Raw genomic sequence first — 22822 nt, forward strand, 5'->3', positions numbered from 1 at the left:
CGAGGTGTTGTCGGCCGCTTCAATCCAAACCTGACGAGGCACAGGCTGCACATGCCGCCAGTGACTGTGCCGACTGCCCGTGACGCGTCGTCCAGCGCCTCCAGTCCAAGCCGGCGGGGCAGCGCTTGCAGATGCCGCAGCGCCCTGCGCCGCTTGCGCGTAGCGACAGTCGCTGCAACGGGATCCACCGGACGCGCAGGACACCGTGTGGCCTTGGACTCGGCGACGACGCACCGCGACAACGGCGCGCAACACCCCACCCCCCATACAAAAAACCCCGCACAGGGCGGGGTCTTTATGCGAACGGAGGCAGACGATCAGTCGCCCTGCTGCTTCTGCAGATGCTCCCAACGCTCCTGGGCGTCGATGGTGCGTTCGGCAGTCAGGCGCGCGTCCAAGCGGTCCAGGCCGATTTCTTCGCCGGTGTCCACGCAGTAGCCGTAGTCACCGTCTTCCAGACGCTTGAGCGTGCTGTCGATCTTGGAGATCAGCTTGCGTGCACGGTCACGCGCACGCAGTTCTAGCGAATTCTCGGTCTCACGCGTGGCGCGCTCTGCTTCGTCGCCGATATCGCGGACTTCTTCGCGCAGGTTCTCGATGGTCTGCTTGGATTCTTCGACCATCTCGTTGCGCCAGCTCTGCAGACGCTGACGGAAGTATTCCTGCTGCAGCTTGCTCATGTACTCCTCGTCCGCCGAAGGCTTGTAGCCCTGCGGGAGGATCGGGCGACCGGTCGTCTCATCGATCTTGTAATCGACCACCTTGTATTTGGTCTTGGGTGTGGGGCTGGACGACTTGGCAGTCACGGCCACTGCTACCTTGCCGACCGGACGGGTCGCGGCAGGCTTGGCAGGGGCTTCGGTTTTGGTTGGCGTTTTTGCGGAAGATTTCGAAACGGGCACGGGATTCTTAAGTGACGGGGTCGCAGGCTTTGCCGGCTTCGCAGGGACGGCCTTGGGGGCCGGTGCGGGCGCGGGCTTCTCAGCCTTGACCGGGACTGACTTGGCCGGAACCGGCTTGGCGGCCGGCTTCGGTACGGACGTGGACGCCACCGGCTTGGCAGCCGGCTTGGCGGCAGCCGGAGCTGCCTTGCTCGCCGCCGGCTTGGCAACGGTCTTGGTCGCAGCTGCCTTCTTGGCAACCGGTTGCTTGGGAGCCGGGGTCGCCTTCTTGGCGGCCGGTTTTGCAGCAGCGGGCGCCGCTGCCTTCTTCGCAGCGGGTTTGGCGGACTTCTTGGCGGCCTCTACGGCCTTTTTTGCAGGTTTTTTAGCAGCCACGAAACGCTCATCCTTGGTTCCCCCGGGGCCCGGGAAAGCGGGCCTTTATAACGTACCCCGCGGACCCCCGGCAACCACCTATTAATGCAAGTGGCATATGATTGGCAAGTGATCGGACGCCTGCTCATCGCGCTGTTGCGCTTCTACAAGCTGTTCATCAGCCCACTGCTCGGGCCGCGCTGCCGTTTTGCGCCCAGCTGCTCGGAGTATGCGATGACCGCCATCGGCCGTTTTGGCCCGCTACGCGGTTGCTGGCTGGCCGCGCGTCGGCTTGGCCGCTGTCATCCCTTTCATCCGGGCGGCTTCGATCCGGTGCCCGAGGCGTCCGCGTCCCCCGCCCCTTCCCCCTCTTCTTGTAGTTGCAAAGGACCTCATCCATGAGCCGAACCCTCATCATCAACGCCCGCCTGGTCAACGAAGGCAAGGAGTTCGACGCCGATCTCCTGATCGAGGGCGGTCGCATCGCCAAGATCGACAGCAAGATCACGCCTGCCGCCGGCGACACCGTGGTGGACGCGGCCGGGCGCTGGGTGCTGCCGGGCATGATCGACGACCAGGTGCACTTCCGCGAGCCGGGCCTCACCCACAAGGGCGACATCGCCAGCGAATCCGGCGCAGCCGTGGCCGGCGGCCTGACCAGCTTCATGGACATGCCCAACACCAACCCGCCCACGCTGGACGCAGCCGCGCTGCAGTCCAAGTACGATGCCGCCGCCGGGCGCGCCTGGGCCAACTACGGCTTCTACATGGGCGCCAGCAACGACAATCTGGCCGCAATCCAGTCGCTGGACCCCAAGACCGCACCGGGCATCAAGGTGTTCATGGGCGCCTCCACCGGCAACATGCTGGTCGATAACCCCCAGACGCTGGACGCGATCTTCCGCGACGCGCCGACCCCGATCATCACCCATTGCGAAGACACCCCGACCATCGACGCGACGATGGCGCAGTACAAGGAAAAGTACGGCGACGCGCTGACGCCGGACATGCACCCGGACATCCGCTCGCGTCAGGCCTGCCTGAAGTCCTCGCAACTGGCCGTGTCGTTGGCGCGCAAGCACAACACCCGCCTGCACGTGCTGCATATTTCCACCGCCGACGAGCTGGGGCTGTTCGAAGCCGGCCCGTTGGTTGACGCCGACGGCAAGCTGCGCAAGCGCATCACAGCCGAGACCTGCATTCACTTTTTGCGCTTCGACCGCAGCGATTACGCGCGGCTTGGCAACCTGATCAAGTGCAATCCCGCGATCAAGGATCCCGAGGACCGCCTGGCGCTGATCCAAGCGCTGGCAGAAGACGTCATCGACGTGCTTGCCACCGACCACGCCCCGCATACCTGGGAAGAAAAGCAGAAGCCCTACGCACAGGCGCCCTCCGGCCTTCCGTTGGTGCAGTACGCGCTGGTCGCCGCGCTGGAGCTGGTGCATGAAGGCAAGCTGCCGATCACCCGCATCGTGCAGAAGTTCGCGCATGCCCCGGCGCAGTTGTTCGATGTGGAAGAACGCGGCTTCCTGCGCGAAGGCTACTTCGCCGATCTGGTGATGATCGACAACACCCCATTCACCGTGAAGCGCGAGCAGGTCTTGTCCAAATGCGGCTGGTCGCCGTTCGAGGGCACCACGTTCCGTTCGCGCATTGCCGCAACCTGGGTCAACGGGCAGCAGGTGTGGGATGGTGAGCGGCTGGTCGGCAGTGCCGCTGGTCAGCGCCTGACCTTCGACCGCTGATGCGCGCAGTCTTGTTTGGTGCATGGCTGGGGTTGGCGCCGGCCATGCTGAGTGCGGGTGCAGTGCAGGCGCAGGCCACAAGCGAGGCTGGCGTCGTGTTCCCGGCCAGCGCTTCGCAAGGAGCGATGGTGATCGGCAAGGTCCCTGCCGGCAGCACCGTGCAGTATGCGGGGCGCACCTTGCGCGTCAGCGGCTACGGCAGCGTGGTGTTCGGCATCGGCCGCGATGCCACCGGCCCACTGCAGGTGCACGTCACCCTGCCCGATGGCACACAGCGCACCAGCAGCATCGCAGTGACGCCGCGCGACTGGCCGACCGAGCGCGTCAACGGCGTGCCGCCGAAGACGGTGAACCCACCTGCAGCCATTGCCGAGCGCATCAAGCGCGAGCAGGCACAAGTCACCGCCACACGCGATCGCGACGATGCACGCACGGATTTTGCACAGCCCTTCATCTGGCCGGTGCAAGGCCGCATCAGCGGCCGGTTCGGTAATGCGCGCGTGTACAACGGCCAGCCGGGCGCGGGGCACTCGGGCATGGATATCGCCGTACCGACCGGCACGCCGGTCAAGGCGCCGGCTGCAGGCGTGGTGACCTTTGCGGCGCCGGATCTCTATCTGACCGGTGGCACGGTACTGCTCGATCACGGCTTCGGTATCAGCTCCAATTTCCTGCATCTGTCGCGGATCGACGTCAAGGTGGGCGATCGGGTGGAACAAGGCCAGGTGATTGCCGCAGTGGGGGCGACCGGGCGCGCGACCGGGCCGCATCTGCATTGGGGGATGAATTGGTTCGATGTGCGTATCGACCCATTGCTGGTGCTCGATCGCGGCAAGTAGCAGCAAGTATGTGACTTCTCTCTTCTCCCATCGGGAGAAAGTGGCACGTAGTGCCGGATGAGGGTGCGGCGGCAGCAGTTGGTTAGCTGCGCAGCCCTACCCTCATCCCAACCCCTCTCCCGATGGGAGAGGGACTTGAGCGATTCCGGCAGCACCAGGGCTAGCGACGATTCCGACGCCTTGTTGACCAATTGGTTGGGCTTGCTGCCTGCACGGCCAGGCCTAGCTACAAACATGGGTCGATTACGACCTGTCACGCATTGCGCGAGCAACAGAGCACAGAGCAGACACTGAACTTGCAGACCCGGCCCGGCATCCGATCACTGATCTGCTGCATCTAAGGCGAGACCTGGTCCCCGAGATCAAGCAATAGAAACCAATAAACAGCAAAACGCCGCCGCATTCCGCCATACCTACCCGCTGCGCTTGTGTCCGTCGCCGGGCTTTGGGGTATAACCGGAAGAGCGTCGATCATTGCCAATGACAACGGCCGATCAGCCTGCGACGCTCAGTCCGTGTCGCGGCCGAGTCCTGGCAACCGACGTGCTTCGTCTCCCCTCCCCGACTGCAGGAGATGTGCGACATGCGCAACGAGCAACTCAAGCCCACACTCGGCACCTGGCAGCTGTGGGGAATTGCGGTGGGTCTGGTGATCTCCGGCGAATACTTCGGCTGGAGTTATGGCTGGGGCACGGCGGGCACGCTTGGATTTCTGGTCACCACCGTGCTGGTCGCGGTGATGTACACCTGCTTCATCTTCAGCTTCACCGAGCTGACCACTGCCATTCCCAATGCGGGCGGACCGTTCGCCTACAGCCTGCGCGCGTTCGGCACCTATGGCGGGATGCTGGCGGGCCTGGCCACGTTGATCGAGTTCGTATTCGCGCCACCGGCCATCGCGATGGCGATCGGCGCGTATCTGAATGTGCAGTTCCCCACGCTGGATCCACGCATCGCCGCGATCGGCGCGTACGTGATCTTCATGAGCTTGAACATTGTCGGGGTGGCGATCGCGGCGACCTTCGAGCTGATCGTCACCCTGCTGGCAGTGATCGAACTGCTGGTCTTCATGGGCGTGGTGGCACCGGGTTTCAGCGTGGCACGCTTCGCCGCCAATGGCTGGGCCGGGAACGACGCGTTCGGCCCAGCCGCCATTTCCGGCATCTTTGCCGCCATTCCGTTTGCGATCTGGTTCTTTCTGGCAATCGAAGGCGCCGCGATGGCAGCCGAAGAAGCCAAGAACCCCAAGCGCACCATCCCGCGTGCCTACATCGCCGGCATTCTGACCCTGGTGGTGCTGGCGCTGGGCGTGATGGTGTTTGCCGGCGGCGTGGGCGACTGGCGCCAGCTGTCCAACATCAACGACCCGCTGCCGCAGGCGATGAAGGCGGTGGTCGGCAACAGTTCCACCTGGCTGCATATGCTGGTGTGGATCGGCCTGTTCGGTCTGGTGGCCAGCTTCCACGGCATCATCCTGGGCTATTCGCGGCAATTCTTTGCGTTGGCGCGTGCCGGCTTCCTGCCGCACGGCCTAGCGAAGCTGTCGCGCTTTCGCACGCCGCATCGCGCGATCCTGGCCGGCGGCGTGATCGGCATTGCCGCGATCTGCAGCGACAGCGTAGTGAAGATTCAGGGCATGTCGCTGACGGCGGCAATGATCACCATGTCGGTGTTCGGCGCTATCGTGATGTACGTGATGAGCATGCTCAGTCTGTTCAAGCTGCGACGTAGCGAGCCGGGACTGGAGCGCAGCTTCCGCGCACCGGGGTATCCGCTGGTGCCGGCCATTGCGTTGTTGCTCGCAGTGGTCTGTCTGGTGGCGATGGTGTGGTTCAACCCGATCGTGGCGTTGATCTTTGTCGGGCTGCTGCTGTTCGGCGCGCTGTGTTGCGTGCTGAGCCTGCGCAGCCAGGCGTCGCCTGTGGCCGGCAGCAGATGAGCGGTTTTATCGTCACGGCTGGCGGCGAACAGTTTCGGTTTGCCGATCTCAAGACCCTGCTGGCCAAGGCGACGCCGGCACGTTCGGGCGATCAACTGGCCGGGCTCGCGGCCGACTCGGAGCTGCAGCGCGTGGCGGCGCAGATGGCGCTGGCAGATCTGCCGTTGCGGCATTTTCTCGACGAAGCCGTGGTGCCGTATGAGGCCGATGAAGTCACCCGGCTGATCGTCGACCAGCACGACGCGCATGCATTCGCCGCAATTGCGCACCTGACCGTCGGCGGTTTTCGCGATTGGTTGTTGAGTGCGCAGGCCGATGAAGCCGCGCTGGCCGCACTGGCACCGGGACTGACCCCGGAAATGGTCGCTGCAGTGTCCAAGTTGATGCGCGTGCAGGACCTCATCCTGGTCGCGCAAAAGATCCGCGTGGTGACGCGCTTTCGCAATACCTTGGGGTTGCGCGGGCGGCTGTCCACCCGCCTGCAACCCAATCATCCCACCGACGATGCCACCGGCATTGCCGCCAGCGTGCTCGACGGGCTGCTGTACGGCAATGGCGATGCGGTGATCGGAATCAACCCCGCCAGCGACAGCCTGACAGCCACCACCGCGTTGTTGCGCATGCTCGATGCGGTGATCGCCGGTTACCAGATCCCCACGCAGTCGTGCGTGCTGGCGCACATCACCACCACTATCGAGGCGATCAATCGCGGCGTACCGGTAGATCTGGTGTTCCAGTCCATCGCCGGCACGGAGGCCGCCAATGCCAGCTTCGGGATCAATCTGGCGCTGTTGCGGGAAGGCCACGAGGCAGGCGTGTCGCTGCAACGCGGCGAAGTCGGCGACAACGTGATGTATTTCGAAACCGGCCAGGGCAGCGCGCTGTCGGCCAACGCGCATCATGGCGTGGATCAACAGACCTGCGAAGTGCGCGCCTATGCGGTAGCACGGCAGTTCAAGCCGCTACTGGTGAACACCGTGGTCGGCTTCATAGGCCCGGAGTACCTGTACAACGGCAAGCAGATCATCCGTGCGGGGCTGGAGGATCATTTCTGCGGCAAATTGCTCGGTGTGCCGATGGGTTGCGATATCTGCTACACCAATCATGCCGAAGCCGACCAGGACGATATGGATGTCTTGCTGACCCTGCTCGGCACTGCCGGCATCAACTTCATCATGGGCATCCCCGGCTCGGATGATGTGATGCTGAACTACCAGACCACATCATTTCACGATGCGCTGTATGCGCGTCAGGCGCTGGGCCTGCGGGCGGCGCCCGAATTCGAGCAATGGCTGGAACAGCAAGGCATCCTGCGGCTGCAGCAAGACGGGCGGTTCGCACTGGGCAGCGAGGTGCCTGCAGCATTTCGCCGTGCGCTGTCGCATTTCCCCAGCGGAGCGCCGCAATGAACGACTCGATGACATATCCGCGCGATGCGTGGGCGCAACTGCGTCGGCTCACGCCTGCACGCATCGCACTCGGACGGGCCGGTACAAGTTTGCCCACTGCAGCCCATCTGGATTTTCAGCTGGCGCATGCGCAAGCGCGCGATGCGGTGCATCTTGCCTTCGATCCGGCGCCCCTGCAGGCCGCGCTGGAAAAACGCGGGCGCAGCAGCATTCTGTTGCACAGTGCTGCAGTGGACCGGCACGCGTATCTGCAGCGCCCTGATCTGGGCCGTCGCCTGTCCGACGACGCTGCCACGCACCTGCGCGGGCTCACCGCAGTCCATGGCGGCGGGCACGATGTCGCGGTGGTAGTCGCTGACGGGCTGTCTGCGCTTGCCATACACCGGCATGCGGCGAACATGCTCGAACAGATCGATGCCCTGGCTGCGCATGAGGGGTGGTCGTTGGCGCCAGTGGCGTTGGTTGCGCAAGGACGCGTCGCGATCGGCGATGAGGTCGGCGAGCTGCTCCAGGCACGCGCGGTGATCGTGTTGATCGGCGAACGGCCGGGGCTGAGTTCGCCCGACAGTCTCGGCATCTATCTCACCTACACGCCGCGCGTCGGCTTGACCGATGCCGCACGCAATTGCATCTCCAATATCCGCGCTGAAGGACTGAGTTACGCCGACGCCACCCACAAACTTGCGTTTCTGTTGCGCGAATCGTTCCGCCGTCAGTTGTCCGGCGTGCAACTCAAGGACGAAGCGGAGCAGCCGGCGCTGCCGTCGGCCGGGCCTGCCGATGCGGTGCCACGTACGTTTCTGTTGCCGGATGCGTGATGAGCTACCCGGTGGGCTTGAAGTCGATCTTCAAGAGCGTCGCTGGCAGCCGCGCTTGCGCGCCATGCATGACATCCGAGCATGCGAATCTGGCGATGTGGGAACGCTGTTACCAACCTGCGCCTGATTATTTCTCGCGTAGCGCCCGCTCACTGACCACACCATTCTCGCAAACCGTCAGCGTACTTAGCTGCCCATGATCGCCCGCCCCGAAATCGAAACGGATATCGCGCTCGATCGCAAAGAAACGCGTGGTTGACTCGGGATAGAACGTCGCCACGAAGCTGCCTGCGACCAGTTTGAGGTGATTGCCGTCAAGGGTGACCACAATGTCCCGGCGCGGCTCGCGTTGGTAACAACCGGCGTAGCGCGCCAGGGTCGCGGCCGGCAACATGCGCGTGGCAGAGGGAGGCACGTAGGCTGGGCATTTCCATGCCGGCTCCAGATACAATGGAGTCCGAGGTAAACCTCAGTCGAGCAACTGACCTCGCCCGAAAGTCACCATGCAGGCCGGCTGCATACCCGACCGATCAGGGTGCAATGCAACGCGCATTGCTCACGCCTCCCCCACCGTTCCGCCATAAATACCGCTTTCGCGCGCAAGGTGGCCGTGATCATGTACGGGCATGGTTGTTACCGCAGCGCGCCATCCTGCGGATTGCTCGCAGCATACGTACTGGTCTGCAGCTCGCTGTCATGCACATGACGCAATGCATTGCGCACATCCTCGGGCAACCGATCGACATCCAGCAACACCTTGCCGGAATGCACATCGCGCACCGCCGACGTCGGCAGCGCGAAATCACCACCGTTCTCGATATTGATCACCAGCTCTGCGCCGTCGTTGCGGATATCGCGCACAGCGCCAACGCCAACTTCGCCGTCGCGCAAAAATACCATCTGGCCGATTTCGATCTGCTGCATGTTTGTCTCCTTGTTGGGCGCTGCGACACAAGCGCGCTGTGCCTTGAAAGGCCATCATCGCGCTGTCTAGTGTTCTGAGCCGGTGAAGCGCAGATCAGGGCCGCGTGGGCACATGTCGCACGGCATCGACTGACAACTCGTGCGGACGCCCGCACCAGGCGTTCAAACGTCGTCATGCCATGCGAGCGATGACGCGTGTGCAGCAAGTCAGCGCGCACACGCGGCCGGAATGGCCGCGTGTGCGCATGCATATCAACGCAGCGGGACGTCCGCCACCTTATCTTGATAGTCCTTCTTCGGGTCGACACCAAACAGCACCTTGATGCCGGCAAGCAGACTGGAACCGTTGAGCCAGATTTGCGCGTGGTCCGCGTCCAGACGCAACAGCGCCAACTTGGGGTCGTCCTTGCCGCCTTCGTACCAGGCAGCGACATACGGATTCCACAGACGATCAATCACCGCACGGTCGGTGTCCTCGCGCAACGAACCACTGATGCTGGCGAACAGATCATGGCCCTTGCTGCTGAACGCGCCAATGACGCGACGGCCCTGCCCCAGCATCGCAATCAAGGCGTTGTCCTTGGAGGTGAAAAACCAGATCGGCCCACCGCTGTCGCCCTCGATCTGTGCGGTCATCGGACGCGCGTGGCCGTCTTCCACACCATCCAGACCCAGCATCACGGTACGGTCGGATTTCAGGGCCTTCCAGAATTTTTCTTGGAGTTCTTTGGGATCTGCCATTTCGGTTCCTGACATGGGCGTTGTTACGCGGGCCGCTGAGTCTGAAAGGCCGCATGCCCACGGCATGTGAGGATGCTGCGTGCAACGCGTCGGCAACGGACACCCGCATCGGGAAGCGACTCGAGGGCGCGAGTTGCGACCCGCACCCGGTGTAAAGCGTGACCACCACGTGCATCCTGCACCTTGCGTCGCACCATTGGCGCCTACAAGCGACCCCGGCTTTATCATCGCCCTGCACCGCGTTCGAAAGCGACGGTCACTCTGCCCCGACCATGGCGCACGCTCCATCGCAGGCCGTCGCGCTCAACGATCGCGCAGCGCCCGGCATCTGCGATATCCCACGTGTCTGCATGCGTCCCTTTCCAAGAGAGCGCCACACCATGTCCGTCTCGCATATCCGCACGACCTGCATCACCGCTGCGCTGATCAGCCTTGTCAGCGCCAATGCGGCCGCACTCACCGGCACCGCCTCACGTCCACAACTCACCAACACCGAAGCAAGCACCTATACGATCACCAAAGCGTTGGCCAAAGCAGGACCGATCAGTGCATTGGTCACCGACAACTGGAATCCCACCGCCGGCGTTGCCTTGCTCAGCGCGGACTATGCAGTGGCCGCCGATGGCTCCGCACGCTACCGCACCGTGCAGTCGGCGATCGATGCGGCTGTGGCTGCAGGCGGCACCACGCGCCGCTACATCAGCATCAAGGCAGGCACTTATACCGAACTGGTGTGCGTGCCGACCAACGCGCCACCGTTGACCCTGTTCGGCCTGGGCGCGGCCAAGGCCGACACCGTCATCCGTTTCAATAATGCCAATCCCACGCCCAAGCCAACCGGCACTGCCAGCCATGCGTGTGCCAGCAATGCATCAGCTACCACGGTAGGCACGTCCAATAGCGCCACGCTGACCGTGCGCGCGGACGATTTCCAGGCGCGCCACCTGCGGGTGGACAACAATTACGTGGAAGGCACCTATGCGGACAACAATCAAGCGGCTGTTGCGCTGGCGGTGCGTGGGGATAGGGCCAGTTTCGAAGATGTGCTGGTCACCGGCAACCAGGACACCCTACTGATCAGTGCAACCAACGCAGCCAATGTCATCCGCGCCTATTTCAAGAACAGCACCATCGATGGCGATGTGGATTTCATCTTTGGCTCCGGTATCGGCGTATTCGACAACGCAAACATCCGCTCCACCGGCGCCCGTCTGGGAGCCAACCGAGGCGGGTATGTCTTTGCACCCAGCACACGCCCCGGCAGCGCCCATGGATTTCTCGCCATCAACAGCAACTTCGTTAGCCTGTCCGATTCACCCGACAACCAGACCTATCTGGGCCGCGCGTGGGACGAAGGGGTCGGCAATCTGAGTGCTTACGTCAATGGCACCTCGCCCAATGGTCAGGTGACGGTGCGCAACTCCACCCTGGGCAGCCATATCCGCAAAGCCGCACCCTGGAATGCATCTACGGCCAGTCGTCCCTATTGCAGCAGCGGCTGCACCCATTCGGCAAACCGCTTTTATGAGTACGGCAACAGCGGTGCCGGTGCCGCCGACTGATCACTCGCCAAAAGCGCTGTGGAGTTTTGCAGCGTGTTTGCAGCAGAGCCACGTTCGGCGTGGCACTCGTCGCCTGTCGGCGATCGGCGTGAAGCGGTCTGCCAACAGGCGATGGTGTTTGACGCGCATCCGTTTACATGATGGTGGCGGTGATTGGAGTGGGCAACGCGTTGACAGACTTCGGAGATGCGGCGTCGAGTTCGCCCCACCGACGTCGGCCGCCAGGATGAGACGCCAGGCTTGCGTCTCCCCTGAGCGATCGGCGTAGCGACATCGATACATACACGGCATACACTGCGCTTACCTGCACGGTCACACAGCTATCATGCGATATATCGCTGCCGCACGCAGATTGCACCGCCGCCACGCCCCGTCGGAGCTCTCCCAATGCAGTCCACTTTCACGTTCCCCGCCATCGCGCCCCTGACACTTGCCTTGTTTGGCATGACGAGCTTCCAGGCCGGCGCGGCGCGACCGCACGGGCAGGATGTCCCAGACACCGCGCACAGCATCTCCACCCGCTGGGGTGTGGTCCAGCAGCCGCACTTGCCGACCCATATCTGCGCCACGCTCAAGGCCGCGCTGACGCCGGTGGCCGGTTCGCTGGACACGCTGGACCAGGATCCGGCCCATTCCAAGCGCGATACCGCACGCCTGCAGGCGGCGATTGACGACTGTCCTGCCGGCAGCGCGGTGCATCTGGTCCCCGGCGATGCCGGCGAATCCGGCCTGCTCAGCGGGCCGCTGACCATCAAGAGCGGGGTCACGTTGTGGATCGACCGCGGCGTCACCTTGTTCGGCTCGCGTAATCCGCAGGACTACGACAACGGCCTGGGGACCTGTGGCACCGCCACCAGCGACAAGGCCAAGTCGTGCAATCCGCTGATCCATCTGTCCGATGCGGCCAACAGCGCCATCGTCGGCGCCGGCAAGATCGACGGCCGTGGCGGCAGCACGCTCACTGCCGGGCCCAATGCCGGCAAGGCCAGCTGGTGGGATCTTGCCTATCTCAACGTCACCCGGGGCCTGAGCCAGCATGTACCGCGTCTGCTGCAGATCGACGACAGCACCGACATCACGCTATACGACATCACGCTGGAAAACTCGCCCAATTTCCATGTCGTCAGCGACAACGTGGTGGGCCTGACCGCGTGGGGCATCAAGATCCTGGCACCCAGCCTGGTCTATTCGCGTCCCGGTTACCGATGCCCGTCCGGCAGCACCCCGGACGTCAATCCGCACGCCACCTGCTTCACCCCGGAAACGGCCAAGAACACCGACGGTTTCGACCCCGGTCAGTCGAAGAACGTGTTGCTGGCCTACTCGTACATCGGCACCGGCGATGACGGCGTGGCGATCAAGGCGCATGCCAACAGCAAGCGCAGCATCGCCTCGGAAAACATGCTGTTCGCCTACAACCAGTTCTACTACACCCATGGTTTTTCGCTTGGTAGCGAAACCGATTCGGGAATGCGCCATATCGCCGTGCGCGGCTTGAGCATCGACGGCTTCAACGCCAACGATGTACAGCGCGATCCCTACTCGGCCAACGGCCTGCGCATCAAGTCCGATGCCTCCCGCGGTGGTCAGGTCTACGACATCAGCTTCGAGAACATCTGCATGCGCGGGGTTGCGCGGCCGCTGGTGTTCGATGCCAACTACGCCAATGCCGCAACACGCGACAAGCCCCCGCAGTTCAACGGCATCTCGCTCAGCAACGTGCATTCGCTGGGTTCGACCACCTTGGGCGGCGGCGAACTGAGCTTCTATGGATACCGCGATGCCAGCATCACCCGGCCGATCACCATCTCGCTGGACAATGTCGTGCTGGAAGGCGGCAAGGTCAGCTTCGCGCAGCCGCATTTCGGCGGGCCGGCGAGCAACCCGGGGGCGACGCATTTCACCTTCAAGGGTGGCCCGGTGAGCTTTTACGATCAGCTGACGGAGTCGGTGCCCAACGATGTGCAGCTACAAGGCAAACCCGGCCCTGGCACGCCACTGCAATGCGATGACGCCTTCATCGCCTATCACTCGGTGCTGACGGACTCACCGATTTGAGTCGAACCAGTTGAGCGCCAACACAGCAGTCATACGCTGATGCGACGCTTGCTGCGATCTGCCGGTCGCAGCAAGCCATCGGTCCGGAGCCCACCCTGTCGCGGGCTTGCAGGCGCCGCATTTGGTGAGCCTGCGGCGCACGCCAGTGTGCTTGCACTGTACGGCCATGCAGCGTATCGGTTGCGCTCAGTCCGCGCCGCTGGCCGCACGCCAGCTATGCCACAGTTGCTGCACCGGCGGCGGATAGGCTGCCTTGCCGGCCAGTTCGCGTTGCAGGCGCAGCCGTGCCAGACGCGACCACACTCGATGCGGGCGCGCCAACGCCGGCTTACGTGGCCATGCGCGCAACAGCTGCGTACGCCAGGCCACCGGGGTGACACCGCCAGGCGCGGCGCTGGCGCCGGCGACGCGTTGCCGTGCATCCAGCCATTGCACCGACACCGCGCTGGCATCGCCTGGCTGGGTACGCGCAAACAACACCGCTTCCACAGCGACCACCGCCTCGGCAAAGCCGCGCAGCTGATCCAATGCCTGCTGCAGCGATGCCGGCTGGGCGCGTGCCACCTGCATGGCCGGCAGGGTCTCGGCCAACTGCGCCCACGGCGCACGCACCGGCTCCAGCACACGTCCCAGCGGATGCCGCGAGCGTTGACCGGACCAGTCGCGCAGCTCCTGCTGCCACCACGCCAGCTTGGCATCGGCCGGCAACGGGTCGCCGGCGATATTCATGATGTCCTCCCATTCCTGCAGCAAGGCGAACCAGGCCGCGGCCAGGTGCCGCTGCGGTTCGGGAACGAAAGGTTCGGCAACCGACCATTCCGGCCAGCGGGTTCGCCACTTGTCGAGAAAACTGTCGAGGGCGCTGGATTGGCTCATGGCGGGTCCAGAAAAAAGTCCAGAAAGATCAGGTCTGCGGCCACGTCGCCGGGTTCCAAAGCTGCTGCGGCTGGTCCACCAGGACGTCGGCCTGCCAGCGTTCCGGCGCATCGTCATGCAGGCGATAGCCCCACAACACCGCCACCGACGGCATGTTGGCCGCACGTGCGGCAAGAATGTCGCGCTCATCGTCGCCCACATAGACGCATTGCGCAGGCGCAACACCGAGACGCTCGGCAGCAGTCAGCAACGGCAGCGGATGCGGCTTGCGCTCAGGCAAGGAATCGCCGCCGATCAACACGGCGCAGCGTTGCTGCCAGCCCAGTTGCGGCAGGATCAGGCGCGCGAGATATTCGGGCTTGTTGGTGACCACGCCCCAGAGGCAGCCGTCCGCTTCCAAATGCGACAACAGGTCTTCGACACCATCGAACAGCGTCGACCGGGTGCCGATCAAGCCTTCGTAGCGACGCAGGAATTCGGGTACCAAGGCGATGCGCGCTGGATCGTCGAGCTCGGCAAAGGCCACGCCAACCATTGCACGCGCCCCCTTCGACACCACCGGCCGCAGCTGCTCCAGCGCAATTGGTGCCCGCTCGCGCGCGGCCAGCATTGCATTGACCGTGGCCAGCATATCCGGCGCGCTATCCAGCAAAGTGCCATCCAGATCGAACAACACCGCGCGCGGAAACCTCACAGAACCACCGCCATGCCATCACCAGCAGCAGCAAGCAGCGCGGAATCGGGCAACGTCAATCCACCGGCCAACCGCGGTTGCGGCTCCCGAACCCCGATTCCCGACTCCCCGCCCGTCACGGCCTCACCGCGTACGCCAGATAATTGACCTCGGTGCGTGAGGACAACCGCGCGCGGTTGCGCCACGGCTCGTACAGCATGCCGCTGACGTCTTGCAGCTGCAGGTCGGCGCCGCGCAACCACGCCGCAAGTTCTGCCGGCTTGATGAAGTCCTCGTAGTGATGGGTGCCTTTGGGCAACAACCGCGCGATGTATTCGGCACCGACCACCGCCAGCGCGAATGCGGCCGGGGTGCGATTGAGCGTGGACAGGAACAGCTTGCCGCCCGGCTTGAGCAGGCTGGCGCAGGCGCGGATGATCGCGGTCGGGTCCGGCACGTGTTCGAGCATTTCCATGCAGGTCACTGCATCGAAACTGCCCGGCTGCTCGGCCGCCAGGTCTTCCACCGACTGCACGCGATAATCCACCTGCACGCCCGATTCCAGGCTATGCAATCGCGCGACCTTGACCAGCTCCGGTGCCAGATCGATCGCCGTGACCTGCGCGCCCAGGCGCGCCATCGACTCGCTGAGCAAGCCGCCACCGCAGCCGACATCCAGCACGCGTGCGCCGGCCAGCTCCTGCCGCGCGGACACGTACGCAAGGCGCACCGGGTTGAGCGCATGCAACGGCTTCTGCGGGCCGTCGGCGTCCCACCAGCGGTTGGCCAGCGCGGCAAATTTATCCAGCTCGGCCTGATGGAAATTGCTGGAGGTGGATTGGGTCGTGGGATTCATGCGGAACTCCGGGATGCGATGACGCGCGATCAGGCGCGGACGGTGCGGATGCGGTCGCGCCATTGCCGCGCATTGGCGACCAGGGCAGCGGTATCCATGTCGATCAGCTCGCGCTGCACCAGCTTGGGCTTGCCGGCGATCCACACATCGGTGACCTGATGACGGCCGGCGGCGTAGATCAATTGCGACAGCACATGATGCAACGGCTGGGTCTCCAGCGCAGACAGATCCACGCAGACCAGATCGGCCTGCTTGCCGACTTCGATCGAGCCGATCTTGTCGCCGAATCCCAATGCGCGCGCGCCGCCCAGCGTGGCCGCGCGCAGCGTGGTGGCCGCATCCAGCGCGGTGGCATCGTTGGCCACCGCCTTGGCCAGGATCGCCGCAGTTCGGTTTTCGCTGAACATGTCCAGATCGTTGTTGCTGGCGCAGCCGTCGGTGCCGATGGCCAGGTTCACGCCTGCACGCTGCAGCGCGCAGGCCGGGCAGAAGCCCGACGCCAGTTTGAGGTTGGATTCGGGGCAATGCACCACGCTGACGCCACGTTCGGCGCACAGATGGATTTCCGCATCGGTGAGCTGGGTCATATGCACGGCGATCAGGCGGTCGTTGACCAGGCCCAACCGATCCAGACGGGCCAACGGACGCTGGCCGTATTGCTTGACCGAATCGGCCACTTCTTGCGCGGTTTCATGCGTGTGCAGATGCACCGGCATGTCCAGCTGGTCGGCGAGCATGCGCACGCGCTCGAAGTTGGCATCGTTCACCGTGTATGGCGCATGCGGTGCGAACGCGGTGCCGATCAGCGGGTCGTCGCGCCATTGGTCGTGCAGCTCGCCGGCGCGCGCAAAGTATTCGTCGTCCGACGATGCCCAGGCGGTGGGGAAATCGATGATCACCGCGCCGACCAGTGCGCGGAAACCATGTTGCTTGTAGACCGCCGCCTGCACGTCGGCAAAGAAATAGTTTTCGTTGACGCAGGTGGTACCGCCGCGCAACATTTCGGCGATGGCGAGCGTCGTGCCGTCGGCCACGAATTCCGGCCCGATCACCGCCGCTTCCACCGGCCAGATGTGCTGCTGCAGCCACACCATCAACGGCAGATCGTCGGCGATGCCACGCAGCAGCGTCATCGGGTTATGCGTATGCGCATTGACCAGACCCGGCATCAGCGCCGCCTCCGGGCGCGAGACGGTTTGCTTCGGCGTAAAGCGCGTACGTGCTTCGGCAGTCGGCAGGATCGCCACGATGACGCCATTGCTGATCGCCACTGCGTGGTTTTCGAGCACCACCGCATGCGGTTCGATCGGCACGACATAACCGGCTTCGATCAACAGGTCGCATGCGTCGGGAGGGGCATTGGTCATGAGCGGATCCATAAGGGTTAGTTGTCGAACGGCCAGCCGGTATCGCCACCGGCAGCAGGCACGTAGCGTTTGCCGTCATAGCGCAGCACCTGGCGTACCCGACGGGTGCGCTCGGTATCGGTGTCGCTACCCGGCGCGGTCTCCATGGTGACCACATTGGCGGTCAGGACAATGTCCGCATAGCCGGCATGTACCTGCGGGGCCATGCTCACAGCGACCTTGGCCGTTTCGGTGATGACGCCACCCTTGCCCCAACTGCACGGCTCTCCTTTCACGCGCTGCCACGCATAGAGATCCCGCTGCAGCACCGGGCGCAGGCTACGCCCCTCGCGCACCAGCAAGGTCAATGCCTGGTTGCTGTAGAAATCCGGGCAGCTGGGCCCGCGCGCAGCGCTATGCACCACCAGGCCGATCGCGCGCACGCCCTTGGCCAGGTCGTAGCGCGCCGTATCCAGCCGCAGGCTGTCGGCAGCGAGTTCGAAGGCGGCGTCCTCACCCATGTCCTGCGCGTAAAACGCCAGCACCTTGCCGCTGGCGGCATCTAGCATGGCCATGCGCAACTCAAGGTCGCGCTCGCCAGGCGAGGTCTGCGCGTCGCCAGCAAATGCGATCGCCGCCAGCCCGATTGCCGGATCGTTCGGCCACGGCTTGCAGGTCTGCGCCACCATCAGGTCGGCGGACACCGCGGCTGCATCGCCACCAGCGACCCCGGATGTTGCGATGGCCGCAACGGCCGCGACGTCACCGGCGCCGCAGGTTGCGGCGTTCGATTGCGCAAAGGCCGGGCATGCTGCAAGCGCAGCCCAAAGCCCCGCCAGGACACCGGCACCGCGTACCGCTCGACCAGGCCCGTGTCCCAGACGCATGCGGCTTACTTGACGCGCGCCGAGTATTCGCCCGAACGGGTGTCGACCTTGATCACTTCGTCCTGGTTGACGAACAACGGCACACGCACCACAGCGCCGGTTTCCAGCGTGGCCGGCTTGCCGCCGCCACCGGAGGTATCGCCGCGCACGCCCGGGTCGGTCTCGGTGATCTTCAGCTCGACGAAATTCGGTGGCTGCACCCAGATCGGCGCGCCGTTCCACAGCGTCACGATGCAGTCTTCCTCACCCTTGAGCCACTTTTCTGCGCCGCCCATGCCGGCCTTGTCGGCCTGTACCTGCTCAAAGGATTCCGGATCCATGAAGTGCCAGTACTCGCCATCGCTGTAGAGGTAACGCATGTCGGTATCGACCACGTCGGCCACTTCCACGTCGTCGGTCGCCTTCATCGTCATTTCAACCACGCGGCCGGACTTGATGAAGCGGTACTTCATGCGGGTAAAGGCCTGGCCCTTGCCCGGCTTGACGTATTCGGTCTCTGTGATGACCGCCGGTTCGTTGTTGACCAGGATCTTCATGCCGTTCTTGACGTCGTTCATGCCAACAGTGGCCATGGTGCAGCTCCTCGATAAGACCTCGACCCGCCACACGGTGGCCGGTCGGATTAGAATGGGGCGCCCGCCGCAACCGGCGGGCATTGGTTTTGTGACCGCACATGATAACCGCAGCCCCCGTCGCCTTACAGCCATCGCCGCCCTCCACCCTGCAGCCGCCGCGCTGGCAGCAGCAGTGGCGCGATGCCGTGCGCGACCCGCGCGTGTTGCTGGAATTGCTGGGCCTGGACGCGCAGGCAGCAGGCATCAGTGCGGAGGCAGCCGCGCAGTTTCCGCTGCGGGTGCCGCAGGCATTCGTGGCGCGGATGCGGCACGGCGACCTTCACGACCCGCTGCTGCGCCAGGTGCTGCCGCTGGATGCAGAAATGCAGCCGGTGCCGGGCTTCGGCCTGGATGCGGTGGGCGATGCCGCCGCCAGGACCGCCGCCGGGGTGATCCAGAAATACCGCGGCCGCGCGCTGTTGATCGCCACCGGCAGTTGCGCGGTGCACTGCCGCTACTGCTTCCGCCGCCACTTCCCCTATGCGGAAGAAACCGCCGCGCGCGAAGGCTGGCGTGAAGCGGTGGACGCGATCGCGGCCGATGCGGACATCGACGAAGTGCTGCTGTCCGGCGGAGACCCGTTGTCGCTGGCCTCGCCCAAGCTGGCCGAACTCACCGACGCCCTGGCCGCAATCCCCCACCTCAAGCGGCTACGCATCCACAGCCGCCTGCCGGTTGTGTTGCCTGCACGCGTGGACGCGCCTTTGCTGGCCTGGCTGCGCAGCCTGCCGTGGCCGGTGGCTTTCGTGATCCATGCCAACCATGCCAACGAATTCGATGCCGACGTGGACACCGCCATGCGCGCATTGCGCGATGTCGGCGTGCAGTTGCTCAATCAGGCGGTGCTGCTGCGCGGCGTCAACGACAGCGTGGACGCGCTGGCCGCGTTGAGCGAACGCAGTTTTGCCGCCGGCGTGTTGCCGTACTACCTGCATCAGCTCGATCGCGTGGCAGGTGTGGCGCATTTCGAAGTGGACGACGCCCGCGCCCGCGCCCTGCACGCGGAACTGGCCACGCGCCTGTCCGGCTACCTGGTCCCGCGCCTGGTACGCGAAATCCCCGGCGATACCGGCAAACGGCCGCTGTAACCTACTCCACTCACCATGGTGAATCGCAGGCGCGCACCTGGGCGCGACGACGCCTTGTCGGTAACGCCCAATCGCGCCCACTGCGCCCCGAGGGTGCTCAGCCCGCAGCGATCAGCTTGACCAGATCGGCCGGGCTCAACGGCCTGCTGAACCAGTAACCCTGCCCCAGATCGCAGCCGCGCTCGCGCAGCAGGTTGAACTGCGCTTCCTGTTCGATGCCTTCGGCTACCACGGTGATCCCCAGCGAATGCGCCATGTTGATGATGGCCGTGGTCAGGGCCAGATCGTCCGGGTCGCGCTGCAGGTCGGCGATGAAGCTCTTGTCGATCTTGACCCCGTCCACCGGCACCTGGCGCAGGTGGCTCAAGCCCGAGAAGCCGGTGCCGAAGTCGTCCAGCCACACCTTCACGCCAGTGCGGTGCAGCTGATCGAGCAGGCTGGCGGCCATCATCTCGTCGCCGATCACCGCCGTCTCGGTCAGTTCCAGGTGCAGGCGCGCGGCCGGCAACCCGGACTCGGCCAAGCACTCGGCCACGGTGTCGATCAGGTCGCCGCTGCGCAGCTGCCGCGGTGACACATTGACCGAAATAAACAGGCCCTCGCCCACTTCCGGCCACTGCGCCGCTTCCAGGCAGGCCGCGCGCAGCACCTTGGGGCCGATCATCTCGATCAGCCCACTCTGTTCGGCAATATCGATAAAGGTCGAGGGCGCAATCGTGCCCAGCGCCGGGTGCTGCCATCGCAACAACACCTCCACGCCCACCAGCACGCGGTCGCTGGTGCGGTAGATCGGCTGATACACCAGCCGCAACTCGTCGCGCTCCCAGGCACCGCGCAGCTCATGCTCCATATGCACGCGACGCTCCACCGCATGGTCGGCCGCGCGGCTGTAGAAACGGTGGCAGTTCTTGCCGGCGACCTTGGCCTGGTACATCGCGATGTCGCCGTTCTTCAACAGCGCGGTGGCATCGTTGGCATCGTCCGGAAACAGCGTGATGCCGATCGAGGTCCCAAGGAACACTTCGCGGCCCTGCACGTTCAACGGGCGGCTCAACTCGTGCACCAGCCGGTCCGCCAGCTGCGCGGCGAGCAGGCTGACATCGCCGCTTTGCAGCAGGATCACGAATTCATCGCCACCGAAGCGCGCCAGGATCGCATCGTCGCCACCCAGCGCGGACACCGCGCGACTGATCCTGCTGGCGAACTGCAACAAGGCCTCGTCGCCGGCTTCATGCCCCAACGTGTCGTTGACGCGTTTGAAGTCGTCGATATCGGCAAACAGCAGCGCCAGCTTGCTGTTACTGCTGCGCGCACTGTTGAGCAAATGGTCCAGCCCCTCGCGGAAACCAAGGCGGTTGGTCAGCCCAGTGAGCGCGTCGGTATAGGCCATATGACGCACTTCGCGGTCATGCCGGGCGATGCTTTCGCTCATGCGGCCGAAGGCGGATATCAGCTCGCCGATCTCGTCATTGCGCGGATGCAGGGGCAATTGCACAGCATAGTCGCCGCGCTCGATCTGCCGCGCGGCCGCCGCCAGCAACCGGATTGGCGCCACCAGCGTGCGTTGCACATAGATCGCCAACAACACGCCCAGTGCAACCAACGCCGCTAGCAGCACCAGCAACCAGCCCAGATCGCGCTTGCCGATCGCATTGAGGTTCTGGACCAGCGTCAGGTTGGCACCAGACTCGATCTTGCGCACCCGCTCGCGCGACATGCCTACGCGCACGCCGCCGATGCGTTGATCGCCGATCTTGATCGGCACCGTCACATCCAGCACTTCGGGCGAGGATTGCTGCAACATCGCCTGCGCCGCTACCGCCTTGACCGCGAGCGGGTCGTTCATGCGCTGCCCGTACCGCTGCAGATTGGCCGTGCCGTCGTGCACCAGCAGGCCACGCCGGTCGAACACCAGCACATACGTCACCACCTGCTGACGTGACGCATTACACACCAGCGCGCCTACCGCGCCCAGGTCGGAGTAATACAGCGGATTGGCGAGCCCCGAGGCCAGCTCGGTCGCCAACGTTTCGCCACGGGTACGCAAGCTGCGATCGAACAGCTCGTGCAACATCTGCGCGCTCAGCCCACGCACTTCACGCTGCATCGCGCTCTGGCGTTGCAACAGCGACGCCAGGATCGCACCGACCAACAACAAGGTCAGCGCCATGACCAACAGGAAACGTGCCTGCAACCCAAAGCGCACCTGGCTCATTCCACTTCATCCCTGACGTGCTGCAAGCCGGCGCTCAACGCATCCAGGCGCCTGCGACTCCCGCGATCCAGCGGGTGGAACGCGGTGGTCCCGAAGAAACGCTGGAGTGCCGGTCCGGCCTTGGGGTCGGAGGCGGCCTGCAGCAACACCGCGCGCAGGCGGCGCTCCACTGCCGGATCCATGCCGGAGCGCACCATTTCCACCGCCCGCGGCACCGGCGCGCTGCGGTACATAATGCGGAAATCGCGTTTGAACGCGGGCGGAAGATGCCGCTCATCGTCCCAATCGAGATTACTGAAGGCTCCGGCATCGATCAGGCGCTTGTGCACGAAGGCGGCGATGTTCAATTTCGAGCCGACCATCAGATAGCCCACCGAACCGGGCACCTGCGGGTCATCCGGCGACAGCAGCACATCGCAGGCAATGCCGTTGCGCATCAACTCCAGCATCGGCACCAGATAGCCGCTGGTGGACGATGCATTCTGTAACGCCAGGCTATGCCCACGCAGTTGCGCGAGCGACTGGATCGGGCTGTCGCGGCGCACGAAAAACACCGTGTGGAACTCGCGCACGCCGCCGCGCTCGGTCATCAACAATGGATGCGCCCCGCCCCGTCGCTCCAGCAGCATCGCCGCGCCGGTGGTCTCGCTGACCCAGTCGACCCGGCCACGCCGAAGGTAGCTGGACATCTGGCGCGCATCCGGTGCCATCAGGATTTCGCCACGGCGGATGCCCACCTCGCGCATGCGCGGCACCACATAGTCCAGCAGCGGCTTGAGTTGATCGTAATGCGTGGCAGGGTCATCGCTGATCCGCCCGAGTACCAATACCGAGGAGGGCGCTGCCGCAGCCGTCACGGCCAAGCCTGCCCCGGCCAACAGCCAGCAGGCAATCAGACACCATTGTAGACCGCGCAAAACGGACACTCCCCTAGAGCCGCGGACAGCCTAGCCGAATCTTTGAAGATGTGACA

The 22822-nt window shown here is 64.4% G+C and carries 21 protein-coding genes; 9 read left to right on the forward strand and 12 right to left on the reverse strand.

Going from position 1 to position 22822, the window contains the following annotated elements; genetic code table 11:
- Positions 1–317: 317 nt before the first annotated feature.
- On the reverse strand, positions 318–1277 hold the full coding sequence (gene dksA / locus BJD12_RS02850) for an RNA polymerase-binding protein DksA (protein ID WP_074052450.1): 960 nt from the start codon (positions 1275–1277) through the stop codon (positions 318–320).
- An 84-nt stretch (positions 1278–1361) separates the two neighbouring features.
- Between dksA and yidD the strand changes: the two genes are divergently transcribed.
- From yidD to eutC, 6 genes are all read left to right on the forward strand, one after another.
- The gene (gene yidD / locus BJD12_RS02855; RefSeq protein ID WP_161793297.1) at positions 1362–1658 is read left to right on the forward strand and encodes a membrane protein insertion efficiency factor YidD; all 297 of its coding nucleotides are present in this window, start codon (positions 1362–1364) and stop codon (positions 1656–1658) included.
- Positions 1655–3004, forward strand: coding sequence for a dihydroorotase (locus tag BJD12_RS02860; RefSeq protein WP_005997949.1), 1350 nt, complete (start codon positions 1655–1657; stop codon positions 3002–3004). The genes yidD and BJD12_RS02860 overlap by 4 nt, the downstream gene beginning before the upstream one ends.
- On the forward strand, positions 3004–3843 hold the full coding sequence (locus tag BJD12_RS02865) for a M23 family metallopeptidase (RefSeq protein WP_005997947.1): 840 nt from the start codon (positions 3004–3006) through the stop codon (positions 3841–3843). The genes BJD12_RS02860 and BJD12_RS02865 overlap by 1 nt, the downstream gene beginning before the upstream one ends.
- A 574-nt stretch (positions 3844–4417) precedes the next feature.
- Positions 4418–5782 (forward strand): ethanolamine permease, encoded by a 1365-nt coding sequence (gene eat / locus BJD12_RS02870; RefSeq protein WP_005997946.1) that lies wholly within the window; start codon positions 4418–4420, stop codon positions 5780–5782.
- Positions 5779–7191, forward strand: coding sequence for an ethanolamine ammonia-lyase subunit EutB (locus BJD12_RS02875; protein ID WP_005997944.1), 1413 nt, complete (start codon positions 5779–5781; stop codon positions 7189–7191). Before eat ends, BJD12_RS02875 begins: the two co-directional genes overlap by 4 nt.
- Positions 7188–8009, forward strand: a complete 822-nt coding sequence (gene eutC / locus BJD12_RS02880) for an ethanolamine ammonia-lyase subunit EutC (protein ID WP_005997943.1) — start codon at positions 7188–7190, stop codon at positions 8007–8009. The genes BJD12_RS02875 and eutC overlap by 4 nt, the downstream gene beginning before the upstream one ends.
- A gap of 127 nt (positions 8010–8136) precedes the next feature.
- Here eutC and BJD12_RS02885 read toward each other — a convergent pair whose 3' ends face one another.
- The 3 genes from BJD12_RS02885 to BJD12_RS02895 all read right to left on the reverse strand — a co-directional run bounded on the left by BJD12_RS02885 (position 8137) and on the right by BJD12_RS02895 (position 9689).
- Complete coding sequence (locus tag BJD12_RS02885; RefSeq protein WP_005997941.1) at positions 8137–8403, reverse strand: DUF3471 domain-containing protein; 267 nt, start codon at positions 8401–8403, stop codon at positions 8137–8139.
- 239 nt (positions 8404–8642) lie between these two features.
- The gene (locus BJD12_RS02890) at positions 8643–8933 is read right to left on the reverse strand and encodes a hypothetical protein (protein WP_005997939.1); all 291 of its coding nucleotides are present in this window, start codon (positions 8931–8933) and stop codon (positions 8643–8645) included.
- 252 nt (positions 8934–9185) lie between these two features.
- The gene (locus tag BJD12_RS02895) at positions 9186–9689 is read right to left on the reverse strand and encodes a pyridoxamine 5'-phosphate oxidase family protein (RefSeq protein ID WP_172797291.1); all 504 of its coding nucleotides are present in this window, start codon (positions 9687–9689) and stop codon (positions 9186–9188) included.
- Between the two features lie 365 nt (positions 9690–10054).
- Between BJD12_RS02895 and BJD12_RS02900 the strand changes: the two genes are divergently transcribed.
- Together BJD12_RS02900 and BJD12_RS02905 are read left to right on the forward strand one after the other, a co-directional pair.
- Entirely contained in the window at positions 10055–11236 is a 1182-nt protein-coding gene (locus tag BJD12_RS02900; RefSeq protein ID WP_005997935.1) for a putative acyl-CoA thioester hydrolase, read from the forward strand.
- A gap of 387 nt (positions 11237–11623) precedes the next feature.
- On the forward strand, positions 11624–13294 hold the full coding sequence (locus BJD12_RS02905; RefSeq protein WP_005997934.1) for a glycoside hydrolase family 28 protein: 1671 nt from the start codon (positions 11624–11626) through the stop codon (positions 13292–13294).
- A gap of 186 nt (positions 13295–13480) precedes the next feature.
- On the opposite strand, the gene BJD12_RS02910 is transcribed toward BJD12_RS02905, so the two are convergent.
- From BJD12_RS02910 to efp, 6 genes are all read right to left on the reverse strand, one after another.
- Entirely contained in the window at positions 13481–14170 is a 690-nt protein-coding gene (locus BJD12_RS02910; RefSeq protein WP_005997932.1) for an isoprenoid biosynthesis enzyme family protein, read from the reverse strand.
- A gap of 28 nt (positions 14171–14198) precedes the next feature.
- Positions 14199–14864: a phosphoglycolate phosphatase gene (locus BJD12_RS02915; RefSeq protein WP_042828744.1), complete on the reverse strand. Its 666-nt coding sequence runs from the start codon at positions 14862–14864 to the stop codon at positions 14199–14201.
- A gap of 115 nt (positions 14865–14979) precedes the next feature.
- Positions 14980–15699 carry a bifunctional 2-polyprenyl-6-hydroxyphenol methylase/3-demethylubiquinol 3-O-methyltransferase UbiG gene (gene ubiG / locus BJD12_RS02920; protein WP_039422625.1) on the reverse strand — a complete coding sequence of 240 codons (720 nt, stop codon included), beginning with the start codon at positions 15697–15699 and terminating at the stop codon, positions 14980–14982.
- A 29-nt stretch (positions 15700–15728) separates the two neighbouring features.
- Positions 15729–17066: a TRZ/ATZ family hydrolase gene (locus BJD12_RS02925; protein WP_039422627.1), complete on the reverse strand. Its 1338-nt coding sequence runs from the start codon at positions 17064–17066 to the stop codon at positions 15729–15731.
- Positions 17067–17083: 17 nt separating this feature from the next.
- Positions 17084–17932: a PA3715 family protein gene (locus tag BJD12_RS02930; RefSeq protein WP_050812921.1), complete on the reverse strand. Its 849-nt coding sequence runs from the start codon at positions 17930–17932 to the stop codon at positions 17084–17086.
- A 5-nt stretch (positions 17933–17937) separates the two neighbouring features.
- On the reverse strand, positions 17938–18504 hold the full coding sequence (gene efp, locus BJD12_RS02935; RefSeq protein ID WP_039407624.1) for an elongation factor P: 567 nt from the start codon (positions 18502–18504) through the stop codon (positions 17938–17940).
- 101 nt (positions 18505–18605) lie between these two features.
- On the opposite strand from efp, the gene epmB reads away from it, so the two are divergent.
- Complete coding sequence (epmB, locus tag BJD12_RS02940) at positions 18606–19634, forward strand: EF-P beta-lysylation protein EpmB (RefSeq protein ID WP_039422591.1); 1029 nt, start codon at positions 18606–18608, stop codon at positions 19632–19634.
- Positions 19635–19731: 97 nt separating this feature from the next.
- Here epmB and BJD12_RS02945 read toward each other — a convergent pair whose 3' ends face one another.
- Positions 19732–21849 (reverse strand): putative bifunctional diguanylate cyclase/phosphodiesterase, encoded by a 2118-nt coding sequence (locus tag BJD12_RS02945; protein ID WP_005994422.1) that lies wholly within the window; start codon positions 21847–21849, stop codon positions 19732–19734.
- Complete coding sequence (locus BJD12_RS02950; protein WP_042828236.1) at positions 21846–22775, reverse strand: phosphate/phosphite/phosphonate ABC transporter substrate-binding protein; 930 nt, start codon at positions 22773–22775, stop codon at positions 21846–21848. The genes BJD12_RS02945 and BJD12_RS02950 overlap by 4 nt, the downstream gene beginning before the upstream one ends.
- Between the last annotated feature and the right edge of the window lie 47 nt (positions 22776–22822).

The sequence above is a fragment of the Xanthomonas vesicatoria ATCC 35937 genome, from assembly GCF_001908725.1.
GTDB classification, from domain to species: Bacteria; Pseudomonadota; Gammaproteobacteria; order Xanthomonadales; family Xanthomonadaceae; genus Xanthomonas; species Xanthomonas vesicatoria.